The sequence below is a fragment of the Methyloradius palustris genome, from assembly GCF_019703875.1.
GTDB lineage: Bacteria > Pseudomonadota > Gammaproteobacteria > Burkholderiales > Methylophilaceae > Methyloradius > Methyloradius palustris.
In genome coordinates this window covers 88,000-111,120 of record NZ_AP024110.1, presented here as the reverse complement: position 1 = coordinate 111,120, position 23,121 = coordinate 88,000, and the positions used below count along the sequence as shown (strand labels likewise).

25 protein-coding genes and 3 tRNA genes are annotated in these 23,121 nt (G+C 45.4%); 13 read left to right on the top strand and 15 right to left on the bottom strand.

Features of this window, described 5'->3' with window-relative positions; translation table 11 throughout:
- Positions 1-19: 19 nt before the first annotated feature.
- The 6 genes from ZMTM_RS00535 to ZMTM_RS00510 all read right to left on the bottom strand — a co-directional run bounded on the left by ZMTM_RS00535 (position 20) and on the right by ZMTM_RS00510 (position 8,927).
- Positions 20-1,225: a type II secretion system F family protein gene (locus tag ZMTM_RS00535; protein WP_221764417.1), complete on the bottom strand. Its 1,206-nt coding sequence runs from the start codon at positions 1,223-1,225 to the stop codon at positions 20-22.
- Between the two features lie 5 nt (positions 1,226-1,230).
- Positions 1,231-2,934, bottom strand: coding sequence for a GspE/PulE family protein (locus ZMTM_RS00530; RefSeq protein ID WP_221764416.1), 1,704 nt, complete (start codon positions 2,932-2,934; stop codon positions 1,231-1,233).
- Between the two features lie 47 nt (positions 2,935-2,981).
- Entirely contained in the window at positions 2,982-4,166 is a 1,185-nt protein-coding gene (locus ZMTM_RS00525) for a tetratricopeptide repeat protein (RefSeq protein ID WP_221764415.1), read from the bottom strand.
- Between the two features lie 6 nt (positions 4,167-4,172).
- A complete protein-coding gene (gene mshL, locus ZMTM_RS00520) occupies positions 4,173-6,011 on the bottom strand; it encodes a pilus (MSHA type) biogenesis protein MshL (RefSeq protein WP_221764414.1) in 1,839 nt (612 codons plus the stop codon).
- 79 nt (positions 6,012-6,090) lie between these two features.
- Positions 6,091-7,494, bottom strand: a complete 1,404-nt coding sequence (locus ZMTM_RS00515) for an AAA family ATPase (protein WP_221764413.1) — start codon at positions 7,492-7,494, stop codon at positions 6,091-6,093.
- Positions 7,494-8,927 carry a sigma-54-dependent transcriptional regulator gene (locus ZMTM_RS00510; protein WP_221764412.1) on the bottom strand — a complete coding sequence of 478 codons (1,434 nt, stop codon included), beginning with the start codon at positions 8,925-8,927 and terminating at the stop codon, positions 7,494-7,496. The genes ZMTM_RS00515 and ZMTM_RS00510 overlap by 1 nt, the downstream gene beginning before the upstream one ends.
- A gap of 448 nt (positions 8,928-9,375) precedes the next feature.
- On the opposite strand from ZMTM_RS00510, the gene ZMTM_RS00505 reads away from it, so the two are divergent.
- Entirely contained in the window at positions 9,376-9,657 is a 282-nt protein-coding gene (locus ZMTM_RS00505) for a type II toxin-antitoxin system RelE/ParE family toxin (RefSeq protein WP_221764411.1), read from the top strand.
- Positions 9,658-9,672: 15 nt separating this feature from the next.
- Positions 9,673-9,948, top strand: coding sequence for a HigA family addiction module antitoxin (locus ZMTM_RS00500; RefSeq protein ID WP_221765511.1), 276 nt, complete (start codon positions 9,673-9,675; stop codon positions 9,946-9,948).
- Between the two features lie 6 nt (positions 9,949-9,954).
- Here the strand turns inward: ZMTM_RS00500 and ZMTM_RS00495 are convergent, their stop codons facing one another.
- Entirely contained in the window at positions 9,955-10,719 is a 765-nt protein-coding gene (locus tag ZMTM_RS00495) for a hypothetical protein (RefSeq protein ID WP_221764410.1), read from the bottom strand.
- Positions 10,701-11,243, bottom strand: a complete 543-nt coding sequence (locus ZMTM_RS00490; protein WP_221764409.1) for a hypothetical protein — start codon at positions 11,241-11,243, stop codon at positions 10,701-10,703. Before ZMTM_RS00490 ends, ZMTM_RS00495 begins: the two co-directional genes overlap by 19 nt.
- A 195-nt stretch (positions 11,244-11,438) precedes the next feature.
- Between ZMTM_RS00490 and ZMTM_RS00485 the strand changes: the two genes are divergently transcribed.
- From ZMTM_RS00485 to ZMTM_RS00445, 9 genes are all read left to right on the top strand, one after another.
- A complete protein-coding gene (locus ZMTM_RS00485; RefSeq protein WP_221764408.1) occupies positions 11,439-11,903 on the top strand; it encodes a helix-turn-helix domain-containing protein in 465 nt (154 codons plus the stop codon).
- A 171-nt stretch (positions 11,904-12,074) separates the two neighbouring features.
- Positions 12,075-12,746, top strand: coding sequence for a helix-turn-helix domain-containing protein (locus ZMTM_RS00480; protein WP_221764407.1), 672 nt, complete (start codon positions 12,075-12,077; stop codon positions 12,744-12,746).
- Entirely contained in the window at positions 12,743-12,898 is a 156-nt protein-coding gene (locus ZMTM_RS00475; RefSeq protein WP_221764406.1) for a hypothetical protein, read from the top strand. Before ZMTM_RS00480 ends, ZMTM_RS00475 begins: the two co-directional genes overlap by 4 nt.
- The gene (locus ZMTM_RS00470; RefSeq protein ID WP_221764405.1) at positions 12,895-13,113 is read left to right on the top strand and encodes a hypothetical protein; all 219 of its coding nucleotides are present in this window, start codon (positions 12,895-12,897) and stop codon (positions 13,111-13,113) included. Before ZMTM_RS00475 ends, ZMTM_RS00470 begins: the two co-directional genes overlap by 4 nt.
- On the top strand, positions 13,110-14,450 hold the full coding sequence (locus tag ZMTM_RS00465; protein ID WP_221764404.1) for a hypothetical protein: 1,341 nt from the start codon (positions 13,110-13,112) through the stop codon (positions 14,448-14,450). The genes ZMTM_RS00470 and ZMTM_RS00465 overlap by 4 nt, the downstream gene beginning before the upstream one ends.
- A complete protein-coding gene (locus tag ZMTM_RS00460; protein WP_221764403.1) occupies positions 14,450-15,115 on the top strand; it encodes a hypothetical protein in 666 nt (221 codons plus the stop codon). The genes ZMTM_RS00465 and ZMTM_RS00460 overlap by 1 nt, the downstream gene beginning before the upstream one ends.
- 182 nt (positions 15,116-15,297) lie before the next feature.
- On the top strand, positions 15,298-15,507 hold the full coding sequence (locus tag ZMTM_RS00455; RefSeq protein ID WP_221764402.1) for a DUF4224 domain-containing protein: 210 nt from the start codon (positions 15,298-15,300) through the stop codon (positions 15,505-15,507).
- 44 nt (positions 15,508-15,551) lie between these two features.
- Complete coding sequence (locus ZMTM_RS00450; protein WP_221764401.1) at positions 15,552-16,511, top strand: tyrosine-type recombinase/integrase; 960 nt, start codon at positions 15,552-15,554, stop codon at positions 16,509-16,511.
- 34 nt (positions 16,512-16,545) lie between these two features.
- Positions 16,546-16,965, top strand: coding sequence for a hypothetical protein (locus tag ZMTM_RS00445; RefSeq protein WP_221764400.1), 420 nt, complete (start codon positions 16,546-16,548; stop codon positions 16,963-16,965).
- A 74-nt stretch (positions 16,966-17,039) separates the two neighbouring features.
- Here the strand turns inward: ZMTM_RS00445 and ZMTM_RS00440 are convergent.
- The 3 genes from ZMTM_RS00440 to ZMTM_RS00430 form a co-directional block, all read right to left on the bottom strand.
- Positions 17,040-17,115: transfer RNA gene (locus tag ZMTM_RS00440), tRNA-His, on the bottom strand.
- A gap of 22 nt (positions 17,116-17,137) precedes the next feature.
- Positions 17,138-17,214: transfer RNA gene (locus ZMTM_RS00435), tRNA-Arg, on the bottom strand.
- Between the two features lie 64 nt (positions 17,215-17,278).
- A tRNA-Pro gene (locus tag ZMTM_RS00430) sits at positions 17,279-17,355 on the bottom strand.
- An 81-nt stretch (positions 17,356-17,436) separates the two neighbouring features.
- Between ZMTM_RS00430 and folD the strand changes: the two genes are divergently transcribed.
- Together folD and dksA are read left to right on the top strand one after the other, a co-directional pair.
- Positions 17,437-18,294, top strand: coding sequence for a bifunctional methylenetetrahydrofolate dehydrogenase/methenyltetrahydrofolate cyclohydrolase FolD (gene folD / locus ZMTM_RS00425; protein WP_221764399.1), 858 nt, complete (start codon positions 17,437-17,439; stop codon positions 18,292-18,294).
- 150 nt (positions 18,295-18,444) lie between these two features.
- Positions 18,445-18,867 (top strand): RNA polymerase-binding protein DksA, encoded by a 423-nt coding sequence (gene dksA / locus ZMTM_RS00420; RefSeq protein WP_221764398.1) that lies wholly within the window; start codon positions 18,445-18,447, stop codon positions 18,865-18,867.
- Positions 18,868-18,969: 102 nt separating this feature from the next.
- On the opposite strand, the gene pnp is transcribed toward dksA, so the two are convergent.
- From pnp to rbfA, 4 genes are all read right to left on the bottom strand, one after another.
- Positions 18,970-21,102 carry a polyribonucleotide nucleotidyltransferase gene (pnp, locus tag ZMTM_RS00415; protein WP_221764397.1) on the bottom strand — a complete coding sequence of 711 codons (2,133 nt, stop codon included), beginning with the start codon at positions 21,100-21,102 and terminating at the stop codon, positions 18,970-18,972.
- Between the two features lie 332 nt (positions 21,103-21,434).
- Entirely contained in the window at positions 21,435-21,704 is a 270-nt protein-coding gene (gene rpsO / locus ZMTM_RS00410; RefSeq protein WP_221764396.1) for a 30S ribosomal protein S15, read from the bottom strand.
- A 76-nt stretch (positions 21,705-21,780) separates the two neighbouring features.
- Complete coding sequence (truB, locus tag ZMTM_RS00405; RefSeq protein WP_221764395.1) at positions 21,781-22,683, bottom strand: tRNA pseudouridine(55) synthase TruB; 903 nt, start codon at positions 22,681-22,683, stop codon at positions 21,781-21,783.
- Between the two features lie 68 nt (positions 22,684-22,751).
- Positions 22,752-23,117 carry a 30S ribosome-binding factor RbfA gene (gene rbfA / locus ZMTM_RS00400; protein WP_221764394.1) on the bottom strand — a complete coding sequence of 122 codons (366 nt, stop codon included), beginning with the start codon at positions 23,115-23,117 and terminating at the stop codon, positions 22,752-22,754.
- Between the last annotated feature and the right edge of the window lie 4 nt (positions 23,118-23,121).

Here is a 23,121-nt window from a genome sequence, read left to right as displayed (position 1 = left end):
TAACGGTTTGAATGCATCATTAAATTTTAAGTTTACTGAATGAATCGTACACTGGGCCGAGCACGGAGAACATGATAAATGCCAGTATCGCGCCAAGTATCACGGTAAGCGCTGGCTCCAGCATTTTGAGCATGCTCTCTATTTTTTCATTCACATCACGATCATAAAAATAGCTGATTTTTAACAGTGATTTATCCAAGCCACCAGTACCTTCACCAACCTTGATCATACGTACCACCAACGGCGGGAACAGCCCTGCATTCCTGAAACTCTCGCTCATGCTATCCCCCGCGTTAATCTGTTGGTGGGCACGATTCAACGCATCTGCCACCACTTTATTTGCCACAATATCTTCACACGTTTTAATCGCATCTAAAATCGGGATGCCTGTTTGGTACATCAACGCAAAATAGCGGGCAAAGCGCGCGAGAATGATTTTTTGCAAAATCTCACCTGTGACTGGCAAGTGCAGCTTGATGTAATCGTAACGGTAACGCACTTCTGCGCTTTGCTTTACCGCCACTTTTAAAATGATAATAAGCAGCACTGGCACCGACAGAATAAGCCACCAGTAGCTGACAAAAGCATTCGAGATAAAGATCAGTATCTTGGTTTGTATAGGTAAATCCTGCCCCATATTGCGCAAAAAAGACACCATTTGCGGCACTAGGTAAATCATCAAAAACGTAATTGCGCCCAGTACAACGACCAGTACAAACAATGGATATGCAATCAAGCGTTTGGTTTGTGACACAAGCTCATATTGCCATTTAAGCGTGGTGGCCAAGTTCTCAAAAACCTCGGGCAACTTGCCAGTTTGCTCACCGGCCTTGATCAAGCTGACAAATACATTGTTAAATACGCTGCTATGCCGCGCCAATGCTTCTGAAAAAAGCTTACCGCCTTCTACGTCATCAATCACTGCAGCGAGTATTTTCTGGAAATACAGATTGGGATTGCTATCGCGTAAATCGGCCAAGCCTTCAAGCAAAGGCACGCCTGCGCTCGTGAGTTGCTCCATTTGAAAGCAGAACATCACAAGGTCTTGCAGGTTGATTTTCTTGCCTCCAAACAGCCCTGCTGTTTTTCTGGCAAGCCGAAAAGTAATCAGGCTGAGCCCAATGCGATCCAGCCTTAATTCGAGATCAATTTCATTGAGGGCGTCCATCTCCCCGTTGGCCGTGCGGCCAATCTGATCTACCGCTTTGTAGTTGTAGGTAGGCACGGCGTTTAACGGATGCGACTGGTCAAATCGATGACGCGCATGACCTCGCTCAGGCTCGTATAGCCTTCGAGGATACGACGCACGCCATCATCGGCCAACGTAATAAAGCCTTTATCCAAGGCTAATTTACGCATTTCATCCAGGTGTGAGCGACGTGCGATTAAAGCATCCATATCAGCATCAATGCGCAGCAATTCAATAATTGCCATGCGGCCGCGGTAGCCCGTATAAGTGCAGCGCTTGCAGCCTACGTTGCGATAAATGGTAATGTCTTCTCGCGTTTTTACATTGAGTAATTTGCGCTCTTCGTCATCTGGCGTATGCGCTTGCTTGCAATGCGGGCACAACACCCGTACCAAGCGCTGTGCGACTACACCGATGATATTGCCCGCCATGATATCGGGTGAAATACCAATATCGAGCAAGCGCGGGAATGTGCCTAGCGCTGAATTGGTATGCAACGTGCTGAACACTTGGTGGCCAGTCATCGCTGCGCGAAAAGCCATGGTAGCGGTATCTGAATCGCGAATTTCACCGACCAGGATAATGTCAGGATCTTGCCGCATGATAGAGCGTATGCCGTTGGCAAAATCCAGCTTGTTCACTTCTGCCACTGAGGTCTGGCGCATCATGGTGACGGGGTATTCCACTGGGTCTTCCAGTGTCATGATGTTTACAGCTTCGGTGTTCTGGAATGAGAGCAATGAATACAGCGTGGTCGTTTTACCGCTACCCGTTGGACCTGTAACGACCATGATGCCCTCTGGGCGCGTCATCATGAGCTTGAGCTCGTCTAGTGTGGTGTTACGCAAACCCATGCGCTCAAGTGGAATAATCGATTTTTCGCGATCAAGTACGCGCAGTACTAGATTCTCACCATGAATTGTCGGATGGCTTGAAACGCGGAAATCAATCGGACGACCGCACAAACTGATTTGCAAGCGGCCATCTTGCGGGGCGCGCGTTTCGGCGATGTCCATGCCGCTGATAACTTTCAGGCGAACGACAATCGCTGGCCAGAAGGTTTTATGCAAACTACGCACTTGCTGCAACACGCCGTCAATACGGTAACGTATGCGTAAGAACGCATACTCAGGCTCAAAGTGGATATCTGAAGCGTTGCGTTTCACTGCATCCATGAGCAAGGCACCCACAAGGCGTACGACTGGCTGGGTATATTCGTCACCATCTTGCTGCAAACTCTGGTAATCGATTTCACCAGTTTCAATCTCGCGCAGAATACCATCTACCGACAGCTCGTAGCCATAAAACTGGTCGATATACTCTTCGAGCTGGGCTTCACCAGCCAGCAGTGGCTTGACCTGTATCTGACCGCCCAGCATCGCACGTAGTTGATCCAGCGCCACCACGTTAAACATATCGGCCATGGCAACAATGAGTTGCTTGGTAGGCTCTTCATACGAGATAGGCAATATGTGATAACGACGCGCAAAGTGTTCTGGCACCAGCTTCAGCGCATCTGCATCGGCAATCACAACGGTGAGATCGATACTCTCTTGACCAATAGTGTGTGCCACCAAGTCGCGCACCATGGCCTCTGTAACAAAGCCCAGGCGCACCAGCTGGCGACCCAAAGGAATATTACTTTGGTCTTGCTCCATCAAAGCAATGCGCAACTGATCCTGACTGATCAGGCTTTGTTGCACCATCAGTTCGCCTAGGCGTAATTTGCGTCGCTGTTCAGCCATATCAGTATGTGGTCAATTCTCTAGGATTGATTTACAAAAAAATAGTGTTATTGCAGTTGTTTGATGCGTGACTCAAGCTGCGCGCGGTCTATATTGCTGCCAGTAGCAGGTATCAAAGCCAAGGCGCGCTTGTAGTAATCCAACGCCAGATTCGGCTTGCCCAATTGGTCAAGACTTACCGCCAGGTTAAACGCATATTCCGCATTGCTAGCATCCATATGAAACGCATCAAAATAAGCTTGCTGCGCAGCTGGCCATTGGCCTTTATCTGCGTACAAATTTCCCAGCGCCTCACGCAGGTAGGCAGCTTCTGGCTGCTGGGCGATTAAATTTTTAATACGTGATTCTGTGGCGACAGGGTCTGCCTGGCTTGTATTGGCAGCCAATTCTGACAAAGCCACCGTATTTCTTGGCTCGACTTCCAACACTTTGCCATACCAGCCTGCCGCATCGTCATTACGGCCTTGGCGCGCCGCAATGGCAGCCATGCCAAGCAAAGCATCTACATTACGAATATCAGACTGCAATACTTGGCGATAGTTACGCTGCGCAGTTACATCATCCCCATTCATAAAGGCCTGGTAAGCAACTAGCAACGCCGGGCTTACTACATTAGCAGGCGCGCTACGGGTGATTTTGACATCAGTCTCAGCCGATTTTTCTACAGGTGTGCCAAAGACGAGCGCTTGTGATGGTGGTTTTTGCGCCAATAATTTAGGCTTTTCGACTTGGTTTAAATCTTGTTTATCATTCGTAGCGACTTCATCAACATGCGCTTCTTTTTGAATTTCGTTCGCTGGTATTGAGCTTTCTAATGTCTGACTCTGTGGGGCAATGACACCTGTAGAAACAGGAGAGATTGGCTCAGTTACTTTTGCAATGACCACTTCAGGCTGATTCAAAGTCTGCAAATAACTGTAAAACTTAAACCCTATCAGCAGTAATAGTGCAATGCTCAAGCCCGCAACTACCAACACCATCTTAGAAGTTTGATTGGCTGAGTTTCTGGCAGCGAACACATCTGCTGCAGCTTGTTGTTTAGCGTTTTTGCTCTCAAATTCGGGCTGCTTTTTTTGAGAGGTTAGCCCCGCATCAGCGAACAAAGGCTCAAGAGAAAGTTCATCTACTGGCAAGATAGGCGTTGGTTGTGGATGGCCTTCTGGTGATGCACTTTTAGCATCTCCAGTTTTCCCTTTTTCCGCCTTTTCCAGCGCTTTAATCAGCAGACTCATAACTATTTAGTAGCCGTTACCGTCGAGCTTCTTCTCAAGCTGTGGCTCTGGCAGATATTGTTTGTATGTTTTTAACTCATCACTTTCAAGCGTTGCATTTTTGATCACTGTTGGGCGCAGAAAAATAACCAATTCAGTTTTTCTGCTTGTGTCATTACGTGAAGTAAATAAACGGCCAAGACCAGGGATATTTGACAGGCCGGGTACTTTATCAGTATTACGCTGAATCTGGTCTTGCATCAGGCCACCTAGCACTGCGGTATTGCCGCTATTGATCTGCAGCATGGATTCCATTTCGCGTACTTGAATCTCGGGAATACCCTGATTTACAACGCCAATAATTTGCGGATTTGGATCTGGTACATACCGTATTAAACTTGAAATCGTTGGCCGTACATTGATATTCACTTCACCAGTATCATTGATTTGCGGCGTCACGCTCATGACAACTCCAACTGGCACTGTATTCGCCGTCGTCGTTACTGATTGAAGGTTGGCACCACCAAGCACACTACCCTGGGAAATTTGCGATTGAATGGTGAAATAAACCAAGTTATCTACTACTTTTAGTACAGCTGTCTGGTTATTCAGCACCATGAGCTTGGGGCTTGATAAAACCTTGGTATCACCAAATTGGTTTAGCAAACTGATGGAAGCGCTGAAATTTTTTGCACCATTGACGAAACCAGCCACTAAACCAGCGCTAGCAGCGGTATTGCTGGCACTGGAACTAATTAGAGGGGTCAAGCTTTCCTGTATCGTCACCCCACCAGCACCGGCATTATTCAAACGGCTCCAATCAATACCAGCCTGATAGCCATCATTCAAACGTACTTCTACTATCGTAGCTTCGATCAAGACCTGACGTTTCGCACTAGACATGACTTTATCCAGAAACTCCTGAACCTTTTCATGCTGCTTGCTAGTACCTCGCACACTGATAATACCAGCCTCCTGATTGGCGATTACGGTAGCTGCAAATAGCGTTTTGTATTCAGTGCGTGCAGCTTCACGATCTTGCGCTGTGGGCTTAAGATTGACAGTAATATTGGTTTTATCGGATGGATTTGACCCATCAGTAGGTGGAGTTTGTGTGGTCGTTGACGCTTCTGTTTGGTCGCTACCATCACCGCGCGAGATGATCACTTCTTTGTCGGTTTCGGCCAGAATATCCTTGATGTTTTGAATCAGTGAAGCCCAGAAATGATTCTGCGAAATACTAGCCACCTGCGTTCTAGAACTATTGCTGGCCGCGCCAGAACTACTCGATCCACCTGAAGTGCCTGTAGTTGAGCTTCCAGAGCTACCAGTAGAGGCACTTCTGCCTGTACCAGATATTTCCGCAGCGACACCGATAAAGCCCGTGGTGTCTCGTGACATATTGACGTAATCAACCTTGTAAGTACGAAGCACAGGTAGATCAGGCCCGATATACAGCACGTTATTATCAATCTTATAGGTCAGATCGACCTGTTTGGATAAACGCTCAAGAATAGCTGGTAAGGTTTGGTCAACTGCGTTAAGCGTAACGCGACCTTGTACGCCAGAATTAATATCCACATTGAGCTTGCTCTCACGAGCCAAGGCAAAGAGGATTTCTTTTACAGGTACATCGTTGACTACGACGCTATAGGTTTGCTCTTTTGCTTTAGCTTTTGGCGGAGGCAAATAGGCCGGAGTTTTAACGGGTTTTGGTATGTCTGCAGCAATTGCTTGACTAGGCTGAGATGGATTGGATTGACCGTCTATGTGACCATTGGATGGCGTCACTACAGACTGATGTGCACAGCCTGCAAAACCAGCGCCAATCAGCGCTAACAGCAAAATATTAGATAGGTTTTTCATACGCACTTAGTACCATCCCCCGATAAGTTCGTTTTTCTTATGAGTTATCGCACAAGCGGCTTTAGATTGCAATATCAACTCATTGAAATTGTTTTGTTTCTTTCAAAATTCCACCCACTGTTCTGAGTTGTGGATGGTTAATTTTTAAAGTGAGCGGTAATTTTTGAATAGCGCGTTGCGCTTCTTCTCGATTTGGGTAGCTGCCATAGAGCACCGTGAGAAATGGACGATTACTGACTTTGGTACGAAATACGTAGATATTATCGAGCTCTAGCTGTGCGCTAAGTGACTGCAAATGGGTTCTGAGTTGCTCGTCACTGGTGCCGCCCATGATTTGAATGCTAACTGTGCTCTCAGGTTGCTGCTTGAGCCAGTCTAGCGTGGCGGCTAAGCGATTATCAAGAATGTCACTGGTGTCAGAAGCTGTAGTGGCAGGCTGCGGAGTTTCTACTACTTTTTGCGGCTCAGCCGTTTCAATAGGTGCAACAGCAATCACATCTTGTTTTGGTGGTTCTACTTTGGCCTGTGATACCTGTTTTTCTGCTGGAGCTGATTGTGGTACTGGCTTGTTATTACTTTTAAATTGCACGAACAAAAATGCTACGAGCACGACAAAGATTAAAGCTGCGGCTAAGGCAATTAACCAACGGCGTTTAGCTTGTTGGTAAAAGTTAACACCAAATTCACTGTCTTTAATAGCAGCACGCACATGTTTAGGCGTTATCTGGTAAGCATTAGCAGCAAAGGTCGCAAGCAAAGCTTTGTCGGCAAGAATATTCACGCGGCGCACCAAGCCTTCAGCGGCTTTTGAGAGCAGTTTAATTGCTGACTTTGAGAACAAATGTGGGCCGAAATAGCCAGCTGAACGTAATCGAAAAATCAAATACTCGTCGATAGATGCTTGATCAAGAGGGCCCAGATAAAAGCTATGGGTAATACGCTCACGTAGCTGGCGAATCTGGTTCTGGTTAAGATTGACATCCAACTCAGGCTGGCCGAAAAGTACGATTTGCAAAAGCTTATCGTGCTTGGTTTCCAAGTTAGATAACAGCCGGATTTCTTCCAGCGTGGCAATCGGCATGCCTTGCGCTTCTTCGACAAAAATCACCACTTGCTTGCCTTGAGCATGGCGATCAACCAAGTACTTTTGCAGCACCTGCATCACTTGCAGACGGTCTGCATTTTTTGTTAGCTTCAGTTGCAATTCAAACGCGATTGCATGCAACACGTCTTCTGGTGCGACGCTTGGATTAGCCAGATACACTGTTTCGACTTTTTCTGGCAGCAAAGTTTGCAGCATGCGGCAGAGCATAGTCTTGCCACTGCCTACTTCACCAACTACCTTGATAATGCCTTCGCCAGAATTGATGGCGTAGATGAGTGCATCCAAAACTGCGCCGCGGTTACCCCCACAAAAGAAAAACTCCGTATTCGGAGTAATTTTGAATGGTGGCTCTTTCAAACCAAAATGGGCGTAATACATTATTCCTTATACTCTTCCTGAATCTGGATGCGGCTGTATAAGGTTGTGCGATTGATACCTAGTAGTTTCGCGGCCTGGCTTAAATTTCCATGCGTCACTTTGAGCGCTGCATTCACATAGGCTTTTTCCCAAGCCTTGAGCACCTGATCAAGATTGATATTGGCTTCTGTCTGCAAGTGCCTGTGTGCATGGTTAGACAATGCGTTATCGTCAGCCATATTCAGCGCTTCGTTAGACTCAGCAATCTCCATCAAATCCAGTTCAGATGAAAGCTGCTGCTCATTGACCAATTGGCCTGGGTATTTAGCCGTAAGCCGAATCGTAATATTACGCAACTCGCGCACATTGCCAGGAAAGTGATATACCAGCCAGCGCTGCTTGGCTTTCGGGTCTAACGTAAAGGGTTTTTGCCCAGTTTCGCGTGCATAAAACTGGCTGAAATGCTCAAGCAGTAAATAGCGGTCTTGCTCTAATGTCCGCAATGCGGGGACATCAATCGTGAATACACTCAAGCGATGGTAGAGATCGATACGAAATTTGCCTAAACGCACCTCTTCACGTAGGTCACGATTAGTCGCAGCGACAATCCGTGCTTTGCTTTTACGCGTTTGCGTCTCGCCTATGCGCTGATATTCACCGTTTTCCAGTACGCGTAATAATTTTGCCTGAAGCTCAAGCGGTAACTCACCAATTTCATCCAGAAACAGAGTGCCTTCGCCCGCATCTTCAAAATAGCCAGTGTGCGAGTTGGCTGCGCCTGTAAAAGCACCTTTACCATGCCCAAACAGAATAGACTCCGCCAACATTGGCGAAATCGCTGCGCAATTGACTGAAAGATACGGCTGCTTTGATCGTTGGCTCATGCGGTGCAATGAACTGGCAATTAACTCTTTACCGCTACCAGATTCACCTTCAATCAGCACGGGAAAAGGCGCATCTGCAAACTGGCTGATCTGCTTGCGTAGCGCCTGCATGGGTTGACTCTCACCTAGCAGACCGTAATTTTCGGTAGGATTACTGACTTCTTCAAGCTCAGCATCTTGTAGTTTAAGGGCATTTTGCAAAATGCCTTGCAAACGTTCCACGTCACAAGGCTTGGCAATAAAATCCACAGCGCCAAGCGCCAAGGCATGCTTAACGTTCACATCTTCATTCTGACCAGACAACACCAATATTTTCATCGTAGGCGAATGCGCTAATAGCTCGCCAATCACCTTGAAGCCCTCATCTGGCTTATGTGGCACGGGAGGCAAACCCAAATCCACCAAAGCAAGTGATGGCGGCTGATCCAATTGCCTCAACACGCTTTTAGCCTGCGTGCGCGATTCAGCCACATATACATCAAACGATTTACTTAATACAAAATGAAGCGTCTCAGTAATGAGTGGGTCATCGTCAATAATCATTAATACGGGAAGTTGGGCAGAAGCCATCAGATAGACCTAGCAACACTATTATTGTGATTATTAAGAGTTAAATTCAGCGACAGATACATTGCACTACTATAGCGAGAATGGCGCTTAGTATCAATTGTATGATTCTCTGATTTGCTTGAGATACTACTGAGAAATAGATGGGGTGACCGATGGGGCTCGAACCCACGACAACTGGAATCACAACCTACGAGATACTATATATATAGCGCCTTGATTCAAAAATACATTCCTAAACTCAACTGTCTACTATCAATTCAGTCCCACTAATAGCTTAACGCTGAATCAATCAAGACCTCTTTTTTGAATAGTAGACAGAGAATGAGCAGTAATAAAAAAATCATCACGAGTAGTAAAGAGAATTAGCACGAATAACTTGAGTAGCATGAGTATACGTATTATCATAAGAACGTATAGCATGAGTATACGAATAACGAACAGAAAATGAATGATTAAAAGTTTTCAGCACAAAGGCTTGGAGCAGTTCTTTAGGACTGGTAGCAAAGCTGGCATCCAGCCACACCATGCAACCAAACTAAATATCCAGCTCACCGCCTTGAATGCAGCGGAATCAGCTGAAGACTTAAGAGCACCAGGTGCATGGCGACTTCATCAACTAACTGGTGAACTGGCTGGCTTCTGGTCAATAACGGTAAATGGTAATTGGCGTGTGATTTTTAAGTTTAATGGCAGCGATGCCGAGCTTGTTGATTACTTGGATTATCACTAGGAGATAAATGTGGACATGCACAACCCCGCACACCCTGGCGAGGTATTGAAAGAATACCTGCCTGAGAATTTAAGCATCACTGATGCGGCAAGTCACCTGGGAGTGACGCGTGCTGCCTTGTCTCGCGTACTAAACAGCAGGGCTGGTATTAGTGCTGAAATGGATCTGCGCCTATCTGATGCCTTGGGTACATCGCCTGGCTTTTGGGCTCGCATTCAGGTGCAATACGATATCTGGCAAGCTAAGCAACACCATCACACGCACATTGAGCGTTTTCCACAGGCCGCCTGATCTTGATTATTTTGCTAAAGCAATTTGCTCATGTATTAGTTTCTGAAAACGGTTGAAAGCCTTATAGCAATGCTGGCATTGCTTTTCTAGAGTCTCAACAATTTCGCCCAGTTTCAACGGCGAGACTGCGCTTAACGAGTAACTAACTTCTCCCGTTGTAGATACGTGTCTATTTACTAAACCACTTATTCCCAGCTCTATTCTTCTAGAAAACCGATGATTATATTTATTCCTAAAATCATCGGTTTTCTCTTTGTATTCTTTGTTATCAATTTTTTCCAAGGCTAGTTTAAGCTTCGTGTATGAAAACCATTTACTGCAATACTTATCTGCAACCGAAAAATAAATTGCATCATCAAGGGGTAAATCATCTTTCCATTCCTCACCGTCTATAAACCGATTTGCCTGATGGCTGAGGTGTGCATTACCGAATATAAGCCTAGACCTGATCGCATATGGCAAATTCAATGCCGTGATTGCTAATGGATTTACATAATCATGCAAGATGGACATTTTTTCATCGTCACCCACACCAGCTAAAACCTGATCCCAGCAATCAAGCCAGAACGTGTAATTGGTCAAATCATTTATAACGTTTGATATCTCTCGTGAAAATTCCGTAAGCATTTGGCTATAGATCAGCCATTCACCGCCTACTAACTCGGGGAAACCTTCCCAATCATATTCCATGAACTTTCCATTAAAAATGCTAGTTGATCTGGCTTCGAGATATTTTTGATAAATTTCTATACTCATAATAAGTTCAGACATTCCACTATCTCAATATCACACATAGCTATTAACTCCACTGTAGTAACTGGCACATATGTATTGAGCGTAGGATTAAGCATGGGTATAGCGTCGTACAAACCGACTCCAGTCCAATAGTTATGGGCCACTTGCTCCATATTGTCAAAATGGCATAAAGGTGGCTGAACTATGGTCTTGCTGTAGTTAGCTAAGTGTCCAGGCGCATTTCTGTTTAAAGGCTTAACCTTATAAATCAAACTTGTTCTCTGAGCCTCATTATCAACAGTCAAATAATGTTTGGCTGCATCTAAATTGAGAAGCAAAAATATTGCATCTAATCGACTTGGTTTAGTTGAGTAATGATCTAGTCGAACATCCTCTAAAACCCGTTCTTTAAATAAATTCAGGCCATTACAATTGCCTATATAAAGCTTGATTACCCTCCCCCAATTTCCCTTTTTGATGATGCTGCCATTTTCTAAATGTATTGGTGAAACGTGGTAATAAAACTCTTGTGAATTAATATCAAAGCTTTGTTGATTCATATTTTCCCCTGATTTTTATTTGTATTACGCTCGCATTATGAATTAATAACACAAGCGTAATTAGTGACATTTTTTCAAAACGAGACACAAGTTGAGTATGTGATATAACATACGCAATTCAAAAGATACTGTAATTCACTGTCAAACCAATAACGACAAGGGAATGACAGCAATGTCTGTAAGCGAAAAACACTTATGAGTGATGATAAAAAACATACTGAAAACACTAACGGATATGTGCCTCCAGAAGACACTATTGGGGTTCGCATTAAAGCCAGGCGCAATGAACTGGCTTTGAACGTCGAAGAGTTAGCCCGTCTAACTCAGCAATACGATTATGGTGATGAAAAAAAAGGTATATCAGCCTCCATGTTGAGGCGATATGAATATGAGGATGGCAGTAAACCAGGTACACGCGAAATTAGATTGCTCTGTGATGCGTTAGATGTATCAGCTGATTGGTTAATTCGCGGTATTGACCCCAATCTTAATCAAGAAACCTCAAACCTATCTGTAGCTGCTGAAAGTTTCATTAATGCGGTAAAGCTGATAATTCAAGAAAAGAATGATCCATTTAGCAATATGGGTAAAACACAAATTGACTGGAAGAATATTGAGCGTAGCGAGAAAATCGAAAAAGCTAAAAACCCTAACAAGTAGAGGTTAAAGCTACAAGAATATGCAGCCTGACATAGTCTCAGGCTTTTTTTTGCCTGCATGTCGTGCATATTGTGCTGAATCATGCATAAAGTGTTTTACAAGCCAGAAAAAGTGGTATATATTTAAATCGTAACTTTATGCATCTTTCAACACTTTACGAACGGAATATATATGGCGATCAAAAAAGAGTATGCCCTCACTAGGGCAGAGTTTGACGAAGCGATAGTCACCCTTCGATTAAATGTTTCTGAGGTCTCGAAAGAAACAAACATCCCCCGCTCATACATGAGCGAATTTCGTAACGGTGATCGGCAGCTCAGGCCTGAACACCTGGCTAAATTAAAAGACTACTTTGAAAGCAAAGGTATTGTTTTTGAGGATAGCCCTCCTGAGCCAGCAAGCCATCCTCCTGCAACACTTCCCAACGCCCCACCACTCGCGGCAGCCCCTTACAAGTTCTTGCCCGTCTATCTTGATGTAGACCAGCCAGCGGTAATCAAGACGCAAGGTGTTATCCAAGATAATGACGCCAGGCTAGCGGTATTGCTTCAACAAACGGCTAGTCGTGATGACGGCTTTTTTAGTGAGAGTGAATTCAGCGAAGACACCCAAGAGGCTTTACAAGAGGTCTTCACGCTGATGGCGGCCAACTATGTCCTCTGGCGCTCTTTGAGTGGATGGCCTGCTCTCGGCTTATCAGCAAGCGGTGCAGACCCTCAAACCATTAAAGATATTGTATTTGAGACCTTTCGTGAGGCGCTTGTAAAAGCTGGCTTATTCAGGGATGCACCCCCTGACGAACCAGACGAAGAGGCCGAAACAGAAGAGGAGCTACCAGCATGATCACTCTCCCTGTAAAGCTTTTTCCATTGGCTGCCAAATCGTCCAATGCTGGCGGATTGGTTGTTGCTGTAATCATTGGCCTGCTGCTATACGAAGCAGCAAAAAAGAAATCAACCAATACCACTCCGTCCAAAAACGGAGCTTATCAATGAGCCATTCCCTCTACGTAGTGCGTGACAAGACCAGCGGCCATTTTATTAATGAATTGCCTGCTGGTCATGGCCATGACCTCTTTGTGCCAGATATTGCTCATGCATTCGTATGGCGAGATCGTAGCGTTGCAAACAACCTTTCAATCTCATTAAGTCATGGTGGTCGCACCTGTGAAGTGGTTGAAATTGAGCCTACAGAGGGTGTCGAATCATGATGATCGAACCTACCTCTGCAACCTCAAAATTGGCACCACATGCTTCTCTTGGTATTAGTGCGAAATCCTCAAACGCTAAATCACTAAAAAGCCAAACTGAAATTGATGCAGATAAATCAAAAAACAAGAAAATCCGCTATGAACTTCAACGCCATTCGCAAAGCCTGTTCTATGACCGTAATGCAATAAAACAACACCGTGTTTGTAGCTGCCACCGAAATCTGACTGGCGATAGCATCGCCATTTTTCGCAAGGTCGACCAGTCAGAAGCAAGAATTGCTGGCCTAGTATCATGTGGCTCTGCGTGGGTATGCCCCATTTGCAATGCAAAAATTACGGAAGCCAGGCGTGAACAGATGCAACAAGCCATCACAGCACATTCAAAAGCTGGCGGCAGTTGCTTGTTAATGACAAATACCTTTCCCCATGAAATTGATCTGCCGCTTGATGAAGGTTTATCTAAATTCGCTATGGCGCTCGATCACTGGAAAAACTCGCGCACGTATAAGCGAATTTTTGGTACTTCCCTAGCCTCGATTCAATATGCTGAGACACGTGGCAAGCCACTCAAGAAAGTCACTAAGGGTGAATTCCCAATTGTAGGTTCGGTCCGTAGCCTTGAAGTTACACACGGTTCAAACGGTTGGCATCCCCACACGCACCAGGTGCTATTCATGCAGGACGAATCTTTACTCAATAGCCGCCGCGCCATTGATGAGCTTGTCGAATCCTGGTGCGTGTCACTGATACATGCAGGTCTAGGCGATAACTCAAAACTGAATGACATGCTGACGCATGCTCTTGATATTCGCGGTGGCGATTACACCGCTGACTATGTCAATAAATTTGGCCGTGAGCCTGAGTTATACAACGGCTGGACAATTGCTCATGAAACCACTAAAGCCAATAGCAAAGCTGGTTTCAGGAATTTAAATGGTGACTTCCATGCAACACCATTTCAGCTATTGAAAATGTCACTAGAGGGTGATGAGAAAGCGGGTGCTCTATTCCTGGAATTTGGGCGCTGCTTTGAAGGCAAGCGCATGAATTACTGGACTAACGGACTTAAAGATTTTTTTAGCCTAAATGATCTTGATGATGAAGACCTGGCCGCTGAAAGCGCCGAGGTGGAAGTCGAAGAAGAAGTGGTGTTATACCTCAATGCTGAAGAATGGCGCCTTGTTCTAAAAACCAATGCGCGTGGTGAATTAATCGAAGCAGCCCGTATTGGTGGTAAAGACGCTGTCATGGAATTATTGGATATATTGCCGTACATAAAGCACTCTCACTCAGGAGCTTATTCGGTAAACCGTCCTAAAGGCCAATGGGTTAACTAATGGCTAAAACCAAAAAACCTTGGCCTAACAAAGCTACGTCCTGGTCTTATTACATGCAAGCCATCGAGCCGAGCGGTAAAGAGATCAATGAGGCATTCCCTGAATACCACCCAATGTGGGTGATTCAGTCTCAAGATAAGATTGTGTCGGGCTCACATTTCAAATTCATGCGCACTCATTTGCTGCAAATAACTCGCCCAGAATGTGCTGCTTATTTACGTGTATCTGCCTCTGTTATTCAAAGCTGGGAAAATGACAGGACACCTATTCCATTCATGGCTTTCGAGCTATTACGCCTTGTGTACGAGAGCGTTCATTTCAGGCTATCCCATAAGAACTGGCAAGGCTGGTTTATCAAGCCTGATGGCCGCTTAGTCTGCCCCGAGCGCGGCAATCTTTCATTCTCTTCAGATGAGCTGGCTTTCATTCGTGAAACTCACGCGGCAAAACGTTTTTTCGAAAGAGAATATGAATTGCTACGCGATGAGATTGAACCCTTGCGCGCCGAATTAGCTGAATTGAAATCATCCAATGGTAATGATGGATTGCTGGATGAACTCAAAGCCATCGAAGCAAGATTAGCAACCCTGACTGCCCAGGTCAGCAGCAACAAAGTCGTACCCATCAACCGTAGTAAATCCACTCAGGAGGTAAAAGCGGCATGAAACCTACAGCACCTATCACCCCACGTCTCTATGAAAGCAGCTCAGCATTACTGCTCAGAGTTTACAAGCGCGTGAGGTCACTAAAAAATGCTGACAGCCCATCTAGCCATTACGCTGCCAGAATTAAACACAAAGCAGCCATGAAACCTAAATTGCGCCTGGTCAAATAGGCATCTTTCACCATGTTCATGAGCCCTGAAGAATTGATTGAACTGACAGACTACAAGCTGGCTAGTCATCAATGCCGCTGGCTCACTGAGCATGGCTACCCCTTCGATACAAGCGCTAGCGGCCGCCCTAAAGTATTGCGGTCATACCTAGAGCAACGCCTCTGCCCTCAAACCACCACAAGCAACTCAAACGAGCCTGACTTTGAAGCTCTGAACCGCTAATCATGGGTAGGCGGCGGCAAACCAATCTTGATCTACCTCCACATATGCACGTCAAACACGGCGCTTATTATTTTGTTGGCCGTGATAAAAAGTGGATACGCCTTTCTGAAGATAAAGCCTTAGCCCTTTCAAAATGGGCAGAGCTCGAAGGCGAAACCCCAATCCCTCCCAATCAAGAAAAACCAATCAAAGGCAGCGTGGGTGAACTGATCACACGTTACATGATCGAGATTGCACCACGTAAAGCAGCTAGCACCTATCAAGGCAATAAGATGGAGGCTGAAAACCTTAAAAAGGTATTCGCTAAATTCCAGGCGCGCGCAGTGCTGCCGACACATATTGCTAAATACCTTGATACACGCGGCCAGAAATCGACTGTAAGAGCCAATAGAGAGATATCTTTGCTATCCCATATATTTAGTTATGGAATGCGCTGGGGCGCTGTAAATAGCAATCCATGCATAGGCGTTGCCAAGCACAAAGAAAAAGGCCGTGATAGATACATCATGGATGCCGAGTTTGAAGGTGTTAAAAGCATTGCTGGCGAGCTCATAGCAACCGTTATGGACTTCGCCTATATTACTGCATTGCGTAAGGGGGACATCCTCACTCTAAAGCTTGAGCAGATCACTGACGAAGGTATATGGGTTAAACAGAATAAGACGGGCGCTAAACAGCTTTATGAGTGGTCACCTGGCCTAACTGATGTCGTGGCACGCGCTAAGGCCTTAAAACGGCCTATACGTGGTTTATATCTATTCTGCACCAGGCAAGGTCTACCATATTCAGACTCAGGCTTTAAAGCCATGTGGCATCGTGTCCAGGTAAAGTGGGCTGAACAAGGTGGCAACCGCTTTACCTTCCATGACATACGGGCAAAAGCATTAACGGATGCTAAAGGGCTCGGATTAGATGCACAATCTCTTGCTGGCCATAGCTCAGCTGCCATGACTGAGCACTACATAAAACAGAGAGAATTTAAAAAGGTAAAACCACTTAAATAAATTAAGCGATAATTTATTTAAAGGGGATTTATAAATGTTCATCATCCGCACACTATTTTCGCTAGCGCTTATTACTGTAGTTGGATGCACTTCAGAAAAATCTGTACTTGAAACCAATCTTCTAGAAGCGGCAGCTAGATCAGACTCTCAGAAAGTGACATTAGATTTATCTAAGCTGATCACTGCACCCATCGAAAAGATTTGTATCGGAGGCGCATATCTGCTGCCTGATGGTCTTGAAAAGATTGCCCATAGAAAAATCTCTCAAGAGGCGATGGCCGATAAGGGTGAATTTGTATTTTGGGTTTTTCTTGCAAACAATAAATCAATATATTTGCAGCTCAAATCGACCAAGCAACTTAGCTATCAATCGAACTTGGAAAATACATGTACCGACTCTTCAATTCTGACCATTGAGAATCATCTTATAGGTTTCAGTGAGACGTCAAAATAAGTGTAATAGTAGACAATCGTCTACTATTCAATAGAAATCCGAAATTTGGAATTGGCTGAAAGCCTTGGGGTATATGGGGTGACCGATGGGGCTCGAACCCACGACAACTGGAATCACAATCCAGGGCTCTACCAGCTGAGCTACGGCCACCATTGACCTGATATGCTAGAAATGGCCTGCCCGACAGGAATCGAACCTGTAACCCCCAGCTTAGAAGGCTGGTGCTCTATCCGGTTGAGCTACGGGCAGATTGATCGGGCAATCTAGACTTTACTGATATAAATCTAGAAAGGTAATTTCTACATTTTTTAACTGGTCGGGGTGGAGAGATTTGAACTCCCGACATCCTGCTCCCAAAGCAGGCGCGCTACCAGGCTACGCTACACCCCGAGGGCGAGGAATATAGCGCAAATGCCGCATTTGGTCAATTTTAATCTGTTAAAATGTCATTTTTAATCGTCTAGTTTTGTTATGACCGCCCAAATAATTAACGGCAAAGCCATTGCTGACAGTATGTTGAATCAAATCCTTCTACGTGTAAAAACGCGTTTAGATCAAGGCAAACGTGCACCTGCACTTGCAGTGATTTTAATTGGGAATGATCCTGCCTCCAGCATTTATGTGCGCAACAAAAGACTCGCCTGTGAAAAAGTAGGTATTCGATCTATCGTTTATGAATTACCTGCAAGCACTAGTGAAGCTGAATTGCTTACCATGATCAATGGGCTAAATGCGGATGATGCAATCGACGGCATTCTAGTGCAATCGCCCCTACCTCCACAGATTGATGAAAAGCTGGTGATTGAGCATATCAGCGCAGCAAAAGATGTCGATGGTTTTCATCCATATAACATTGGCCGCCTGACTGTCCGGCAACCGACTCTGCGCTCTTGCACCCCTTTTGGTGTGATTAAAATGCTGCAAGCAACAGGTATCGAGTTAATGGGTTTAGATGCTGTAGTAATCGGTGTATCTAACCATGTAGGGCGCCCAATGGCGCTTGAGCTGCTGTTGGCTGGCTGCACTGTGACATGCTGTCATCGCCATACTAAAGATCTTCAGGCTAACGTTGAGCGTGCCGATTTATTAGTGGTTGCAGCAGGTAAAGCTGGCTTAGTGAAAGGCGAATGGATTAAGCCAGGGGGGGTAGTCATTGATATTGGAATCAATCGTCTGGCGAATGGAAGCCTGTGTGGCGACGTTGATTTTGCAACGGCCAAAGAACGTGCTGGCTGGATCACACCGGTGCCTGGCGGTGTGGGGCCAATGACTATTGCCACCTTAATGGAGAATACATTGCTGGCATTAGAGTTACGCGAAACCATATAGCACGCCACTTGTACGCCACATTCTAAATTGCACATCGTAGTCACTAATTAGTCTTTTGCATCAATCACATAATCGGTGTAAACTTCACCGCTTTCATTTTTATGCATCCCGTTTTTTACGTTAATCGCAATTTAAAAGTTCAAGGCAGATATGGCTGAAGCAATTTCAAGACAATTCGTTCCTTACCAGGCAAAAGCTGATGAGGAATACATGAACGATAAGCAGCTTAATCACTTTGTTGCCATCCTCAATGCGTGGAAATCAGAGCTGAGCCACGACATTGATCGCACCGTGCACACCATGCAGGATGAAGTCACAATGTTCGCCGACCCTAACGACCGCGCCAGCCAGGAATCTGACATGGCCCTGGAACTGCGTAACCGTGACCGTGAACGCAAACTAATTAAGAAGATTGATGAAACGCTGAACAAGATTAAAGAGCACGACTATGGCTATTGTAATGGTTGTGGCGTAGAGATTGGCCTTAAACGCCTGGAAGCACGGCCTACGGCTACCCTATGTATCGATTGCAAGACATTAGATGAAATACGTGAGCGTCAAGTCGCCAAGTAATTTCTAAGTATCAAATTGCTATTCACTTAACATTTACGAATCGCACAAACAAAAAAGCCAGGCTATTAAGCCTGGCTTTTTTGTTACTTAAGAATCTTAAACTTAGGACTCTTGAGATTGTGCTGCTTGTTGCTCTTCAGCCACTGGTGGATCAATCAGCGCTTTCATGCTCAAGCGTACACGGCCTTTTTCATCCGCCTCAACTACCTTAACCTTAACAATCTGGCCTTCTTTCAGGAAATCGCCAACCGCATTCACACGCTGATGGGCAATTTGAGAAATATGCAGCAGACCATCTTTGCCTGGCAGCAATGAAACAATCGCACCGAAATCAAGAATCTTGATGACTGGGCCTTCATAAGTCTGGCCGATTTCTACTTCAGCAGTAATCGCTTCAATACGCTTCTTGGCATCTTCACCTGCTTCAGCATTCACACAACCGATTTTGATAGTACCGTCATCTTCAATATCAATGGTTGCACCAGTTTCTTCAGTGATAGAACGAATCACTGCGCCGCCTTTACCAATCACGTCACGAATCTTCTCTGGGTTGATCTTCATGGTGATGATACGTGGCGCAAATGCTGAAAGCTCTTGGCTAACACCACTTATCGCTTCTTTCATGATGCCAAGGATGTGCAAACGGCCTTCTTTGGCTTGTGAAAGCGCAACTTCCATGATTTCTTTAGTGATACCAGTAATCTTGATATCCATTTGCAAAGCGGTCACACCCTCTTCGGTACCAGCTACCTTGAAGTCCATATCGCCCAGGTGATCTTCATCACCCAGAATATCAGTCAACACAGCAACGCGATTGCCTTCTTTGATCAAGCCCATTGCAACGCCAGCTACAGGCGCTTTAAGTGGCACGCCTGCATCTAACAGCGCTAGAGTACCGCCGCACACTGATGCCATTGAGCTGGAACCATTCGATTCCATGATTTCTGATACTAGGCGGAATGTATAACCAAACTCTTCCTGGCTAGGCAACACTGCAACTAAAGCACGCTTAGCTAAACGGCCATGACCGATTTCGCGACGTTTTGGTGTACCAACACGGCCAGTTTCACCTGTACAGTATGGAGGGAAGTTGTAATGCAACATGAAGCGGTCTTTGTACTCGCCTTGCAATGCATCAATCACTTGTTCATCACGGCCCGTACCCAATGTTGCTACAACCAGCGCCTGGGTCTCACCACGAGTAAATAGTGCAGAACCATGGGTACGTGGCAGAACACCAGTACGAATGCTGATAGGACGCACTGTGCGTGTATCACGGCCATCAATACGTGGCTCACCATTCAGAATCTGGCTACGGACGGTTTTAGCTTCAAGATTAAACAATTCTGTTTTAATCTTGTTCGCTTCGGTAGTTGAAGTTTCTTCAGTAATCAATTCAGCAAATACGCGACTCTTGATTTCATCCAGCTTGGCTGAGCGTTCACCCTTTGCCTTGATCTTGAATGCTTCATTGATATCGTTAGCTGCTAATGCAGCCATCTTCTCAATCAATGCAGTATCCGCTTCTGGCGGTGTCCATTCCCATGGCTCTTTACCAACTTCGGCAGCCATTTCGTTGATGATGTTAATCACCGATTGCATTTGCTCATGGCCGTAAACGACAGAGCCCAGCATGACATCTTCTGGCAATTCTTTCGCTTCTGACTCAACCATCATCACAGCAGTTGCTGTCGCAGCAATCACCAAGTCAAGCTCAGACTCTTTCATCTGGCTAGCGGTTGGGTTCAATACATATTCACCATTCAGGTAACCAACACGTGCTGCGCCTAGCGGCCCGTAGAATGGAATACCTGATATTGCCAATGCAGCTGAAGCGCCAATAATCGCTGGAATGTCAGAATCAATTTCGCTATCTGATGACAATACTGTCGCAACAATCTGCACTTCGTTATAGAAAGCCTCTGGGAATAATGGACGCAATGGGCGATCGATCAAACGTGAAGTCAGAATCTCTTTTTCTGAAGGACGGCCTTCGCGCTTGAAAAAGCCGCCAGGAATCTTACCTGCGGCGTAAGTCTTCTCTTGATAATCAACTGTTAGTGGGAAAAAGTCTTGGCCTGCTTTGACATCATGTCTTGCAGTAACAGCGACCAGAACAACGGTATCGCCATAGCTCACCAATACTGCACCTGCTGCCTGGCGAGCAATTTCGCCAGTTTCCAGGGTGAGCTCATGCGCACCGTACTGAATGGTTTTTTTCACTTTATTAAACATTTTCTATCCTCTTCTCATCTGTCATCACAATTCACTCTTACTGTTCTAGAGTGTTCTCTTTAGGAAACACGGAATTAAGTGTCTGCGCGGGCGAATTGCTGCGTTGCGCGGTACTCGCAACCTCGCCGTACTCTATGTACTGTCTAGGTTTCTGCGTTCCGTGCGCCTTGCACTTCATCCCGCTCAACGACTTATTCCGTGCTTCCTCCGCAAGTATTTTTTCAGAAAATACCATCCAACAAAAAGCCGAAAACATCGCGTCAACTTATGTTGAGCGATGTTTTCGGCTTAAATCAATTCACCAGAACAACAACTAGTCTGTGAATATTAATTTACTTACGCAGACCCAAACGCTCAATCAATGAACGATAGCGGTCAGCATTTTTACGCTTGAGGTAATCAAGCAATTTACGACGTTGGCTAACCAATGCCAGCAAACCACGACGTGAGTGGTTGTCTTTAGCATTGACTTTGAAATGTTCGGTCAAACCGCTGATGCGGCTGGTGAGCAATGCAACTTGTACTTCTGGCGAGCCAGTATCGCTTGGTGCTTGTTGATAATCGCCAACAATTTTGGCTTTTTCAGCAGTCGAAATAGACATCTTTTTCTCCTAATCTTGAACCGCGCATTTTAACCTTAAAACGGGTTATTTAACAAGCAATTCATCAATTTAATCATTATTTACTTGAAACTAATCGCTTGGGTGCAATTTTGCCATCAGCAGTTTGCTCGCCCAAGCCCAGAAAAATCCCCAGATGGTTATAAATACGAAACTGACTTTGTATGTTCAGACCCGATTTCCATACTTCTTGACCGCGCATTAAATAAAAAGCGCTGTCTTCATCAATATCCACACGCGGCAGATTGTCGATAGCTACGTCGGGTGCTAGCAAACAGGCATCTCTTTGCTCAGCGGTCATCGCCTCCAACTGTTCTATTGTCAGCGCTTGATTTAGCAAAAAATGCGCACTTGTCAGTCTGCGCAAGCCGTTCAGGTGAGCGCCGCAGCCAAGCATTTGACCGATGTCTTCAGCCAGGGTGCGAATATAAGTACCCTTGCTACATACAACCGTCATATCTATGGTGTGCTCGTTAAGACTATTAAGCACCAAGCTATAAATGGTCACGTTACGCGCTTCACGTTCGATCTCTATGCCAGCTCTGGCATATTCATACAGATTCTTGCCCTCATGCTTCAATGCAGAATACATGGGCGGTACTTGGTTTATTGGACCAGTAAAGGCCTTCAGAACAGCTTCTACCAGAGCTTGGTTTACATTCACCTCCTTAGTAGCTAATACCTCGCCCTCTGCATCAGCAGTCGTCGTCGTGCTACCAAGAGCTACCAATGCACGATAACTTTTATCGGCATCCAGCAAAAAATGGGAAAATTTTGTAGCCTCGCCAAAGCAGATTGGCAAAAGCCCAGTCGCCAATGGGTCTAAGCTGCCTGTATGGCCAGCTTTAGCGGCTTGATAGAGTCGTTTAACCTGCTGCAATGCCTGATTACTGGATATGCCTAGCGGCTTATCCAGTAGCAGCACGCCACTGATATCACGTTTGATTCTTTTAAATTGCAAGATGTGTAGAAGTCTAGAGTGAGCAGAATAAGGAATTAAAGCCTAAAAAGAGGCTTTGTTCCCATCAGTTAAGGTTTTTGTTCAGTTGATTGATCTGAAGCCAATGCTTCATCAATCAACTGAGAGATTTTTATGCCGCGATCAATGGATGCGTCATAAACAAAATGCAGTTGTGGCACTGTTCTTAACAACATGCGTTTTGACAATTGGCTGCGCAAAAAACCTGCGCTTTTTTCCAGCCCTTGCTGTATCTCAGGCGAACCAACTTTAGCGCTATAGTAAATCTTGGCATGTGCCAGATCGCCCGTCACTTCTACTTCAGTGACCGTGACCCTACCAACACGAGGATCTTTTACCTCGAACTGCAGCAGATCAGCCAGCTCCCGCTGGATCTGCTCTGCTACTCGGTCACTACGTGCGAACTCTTTAGCCATTGTT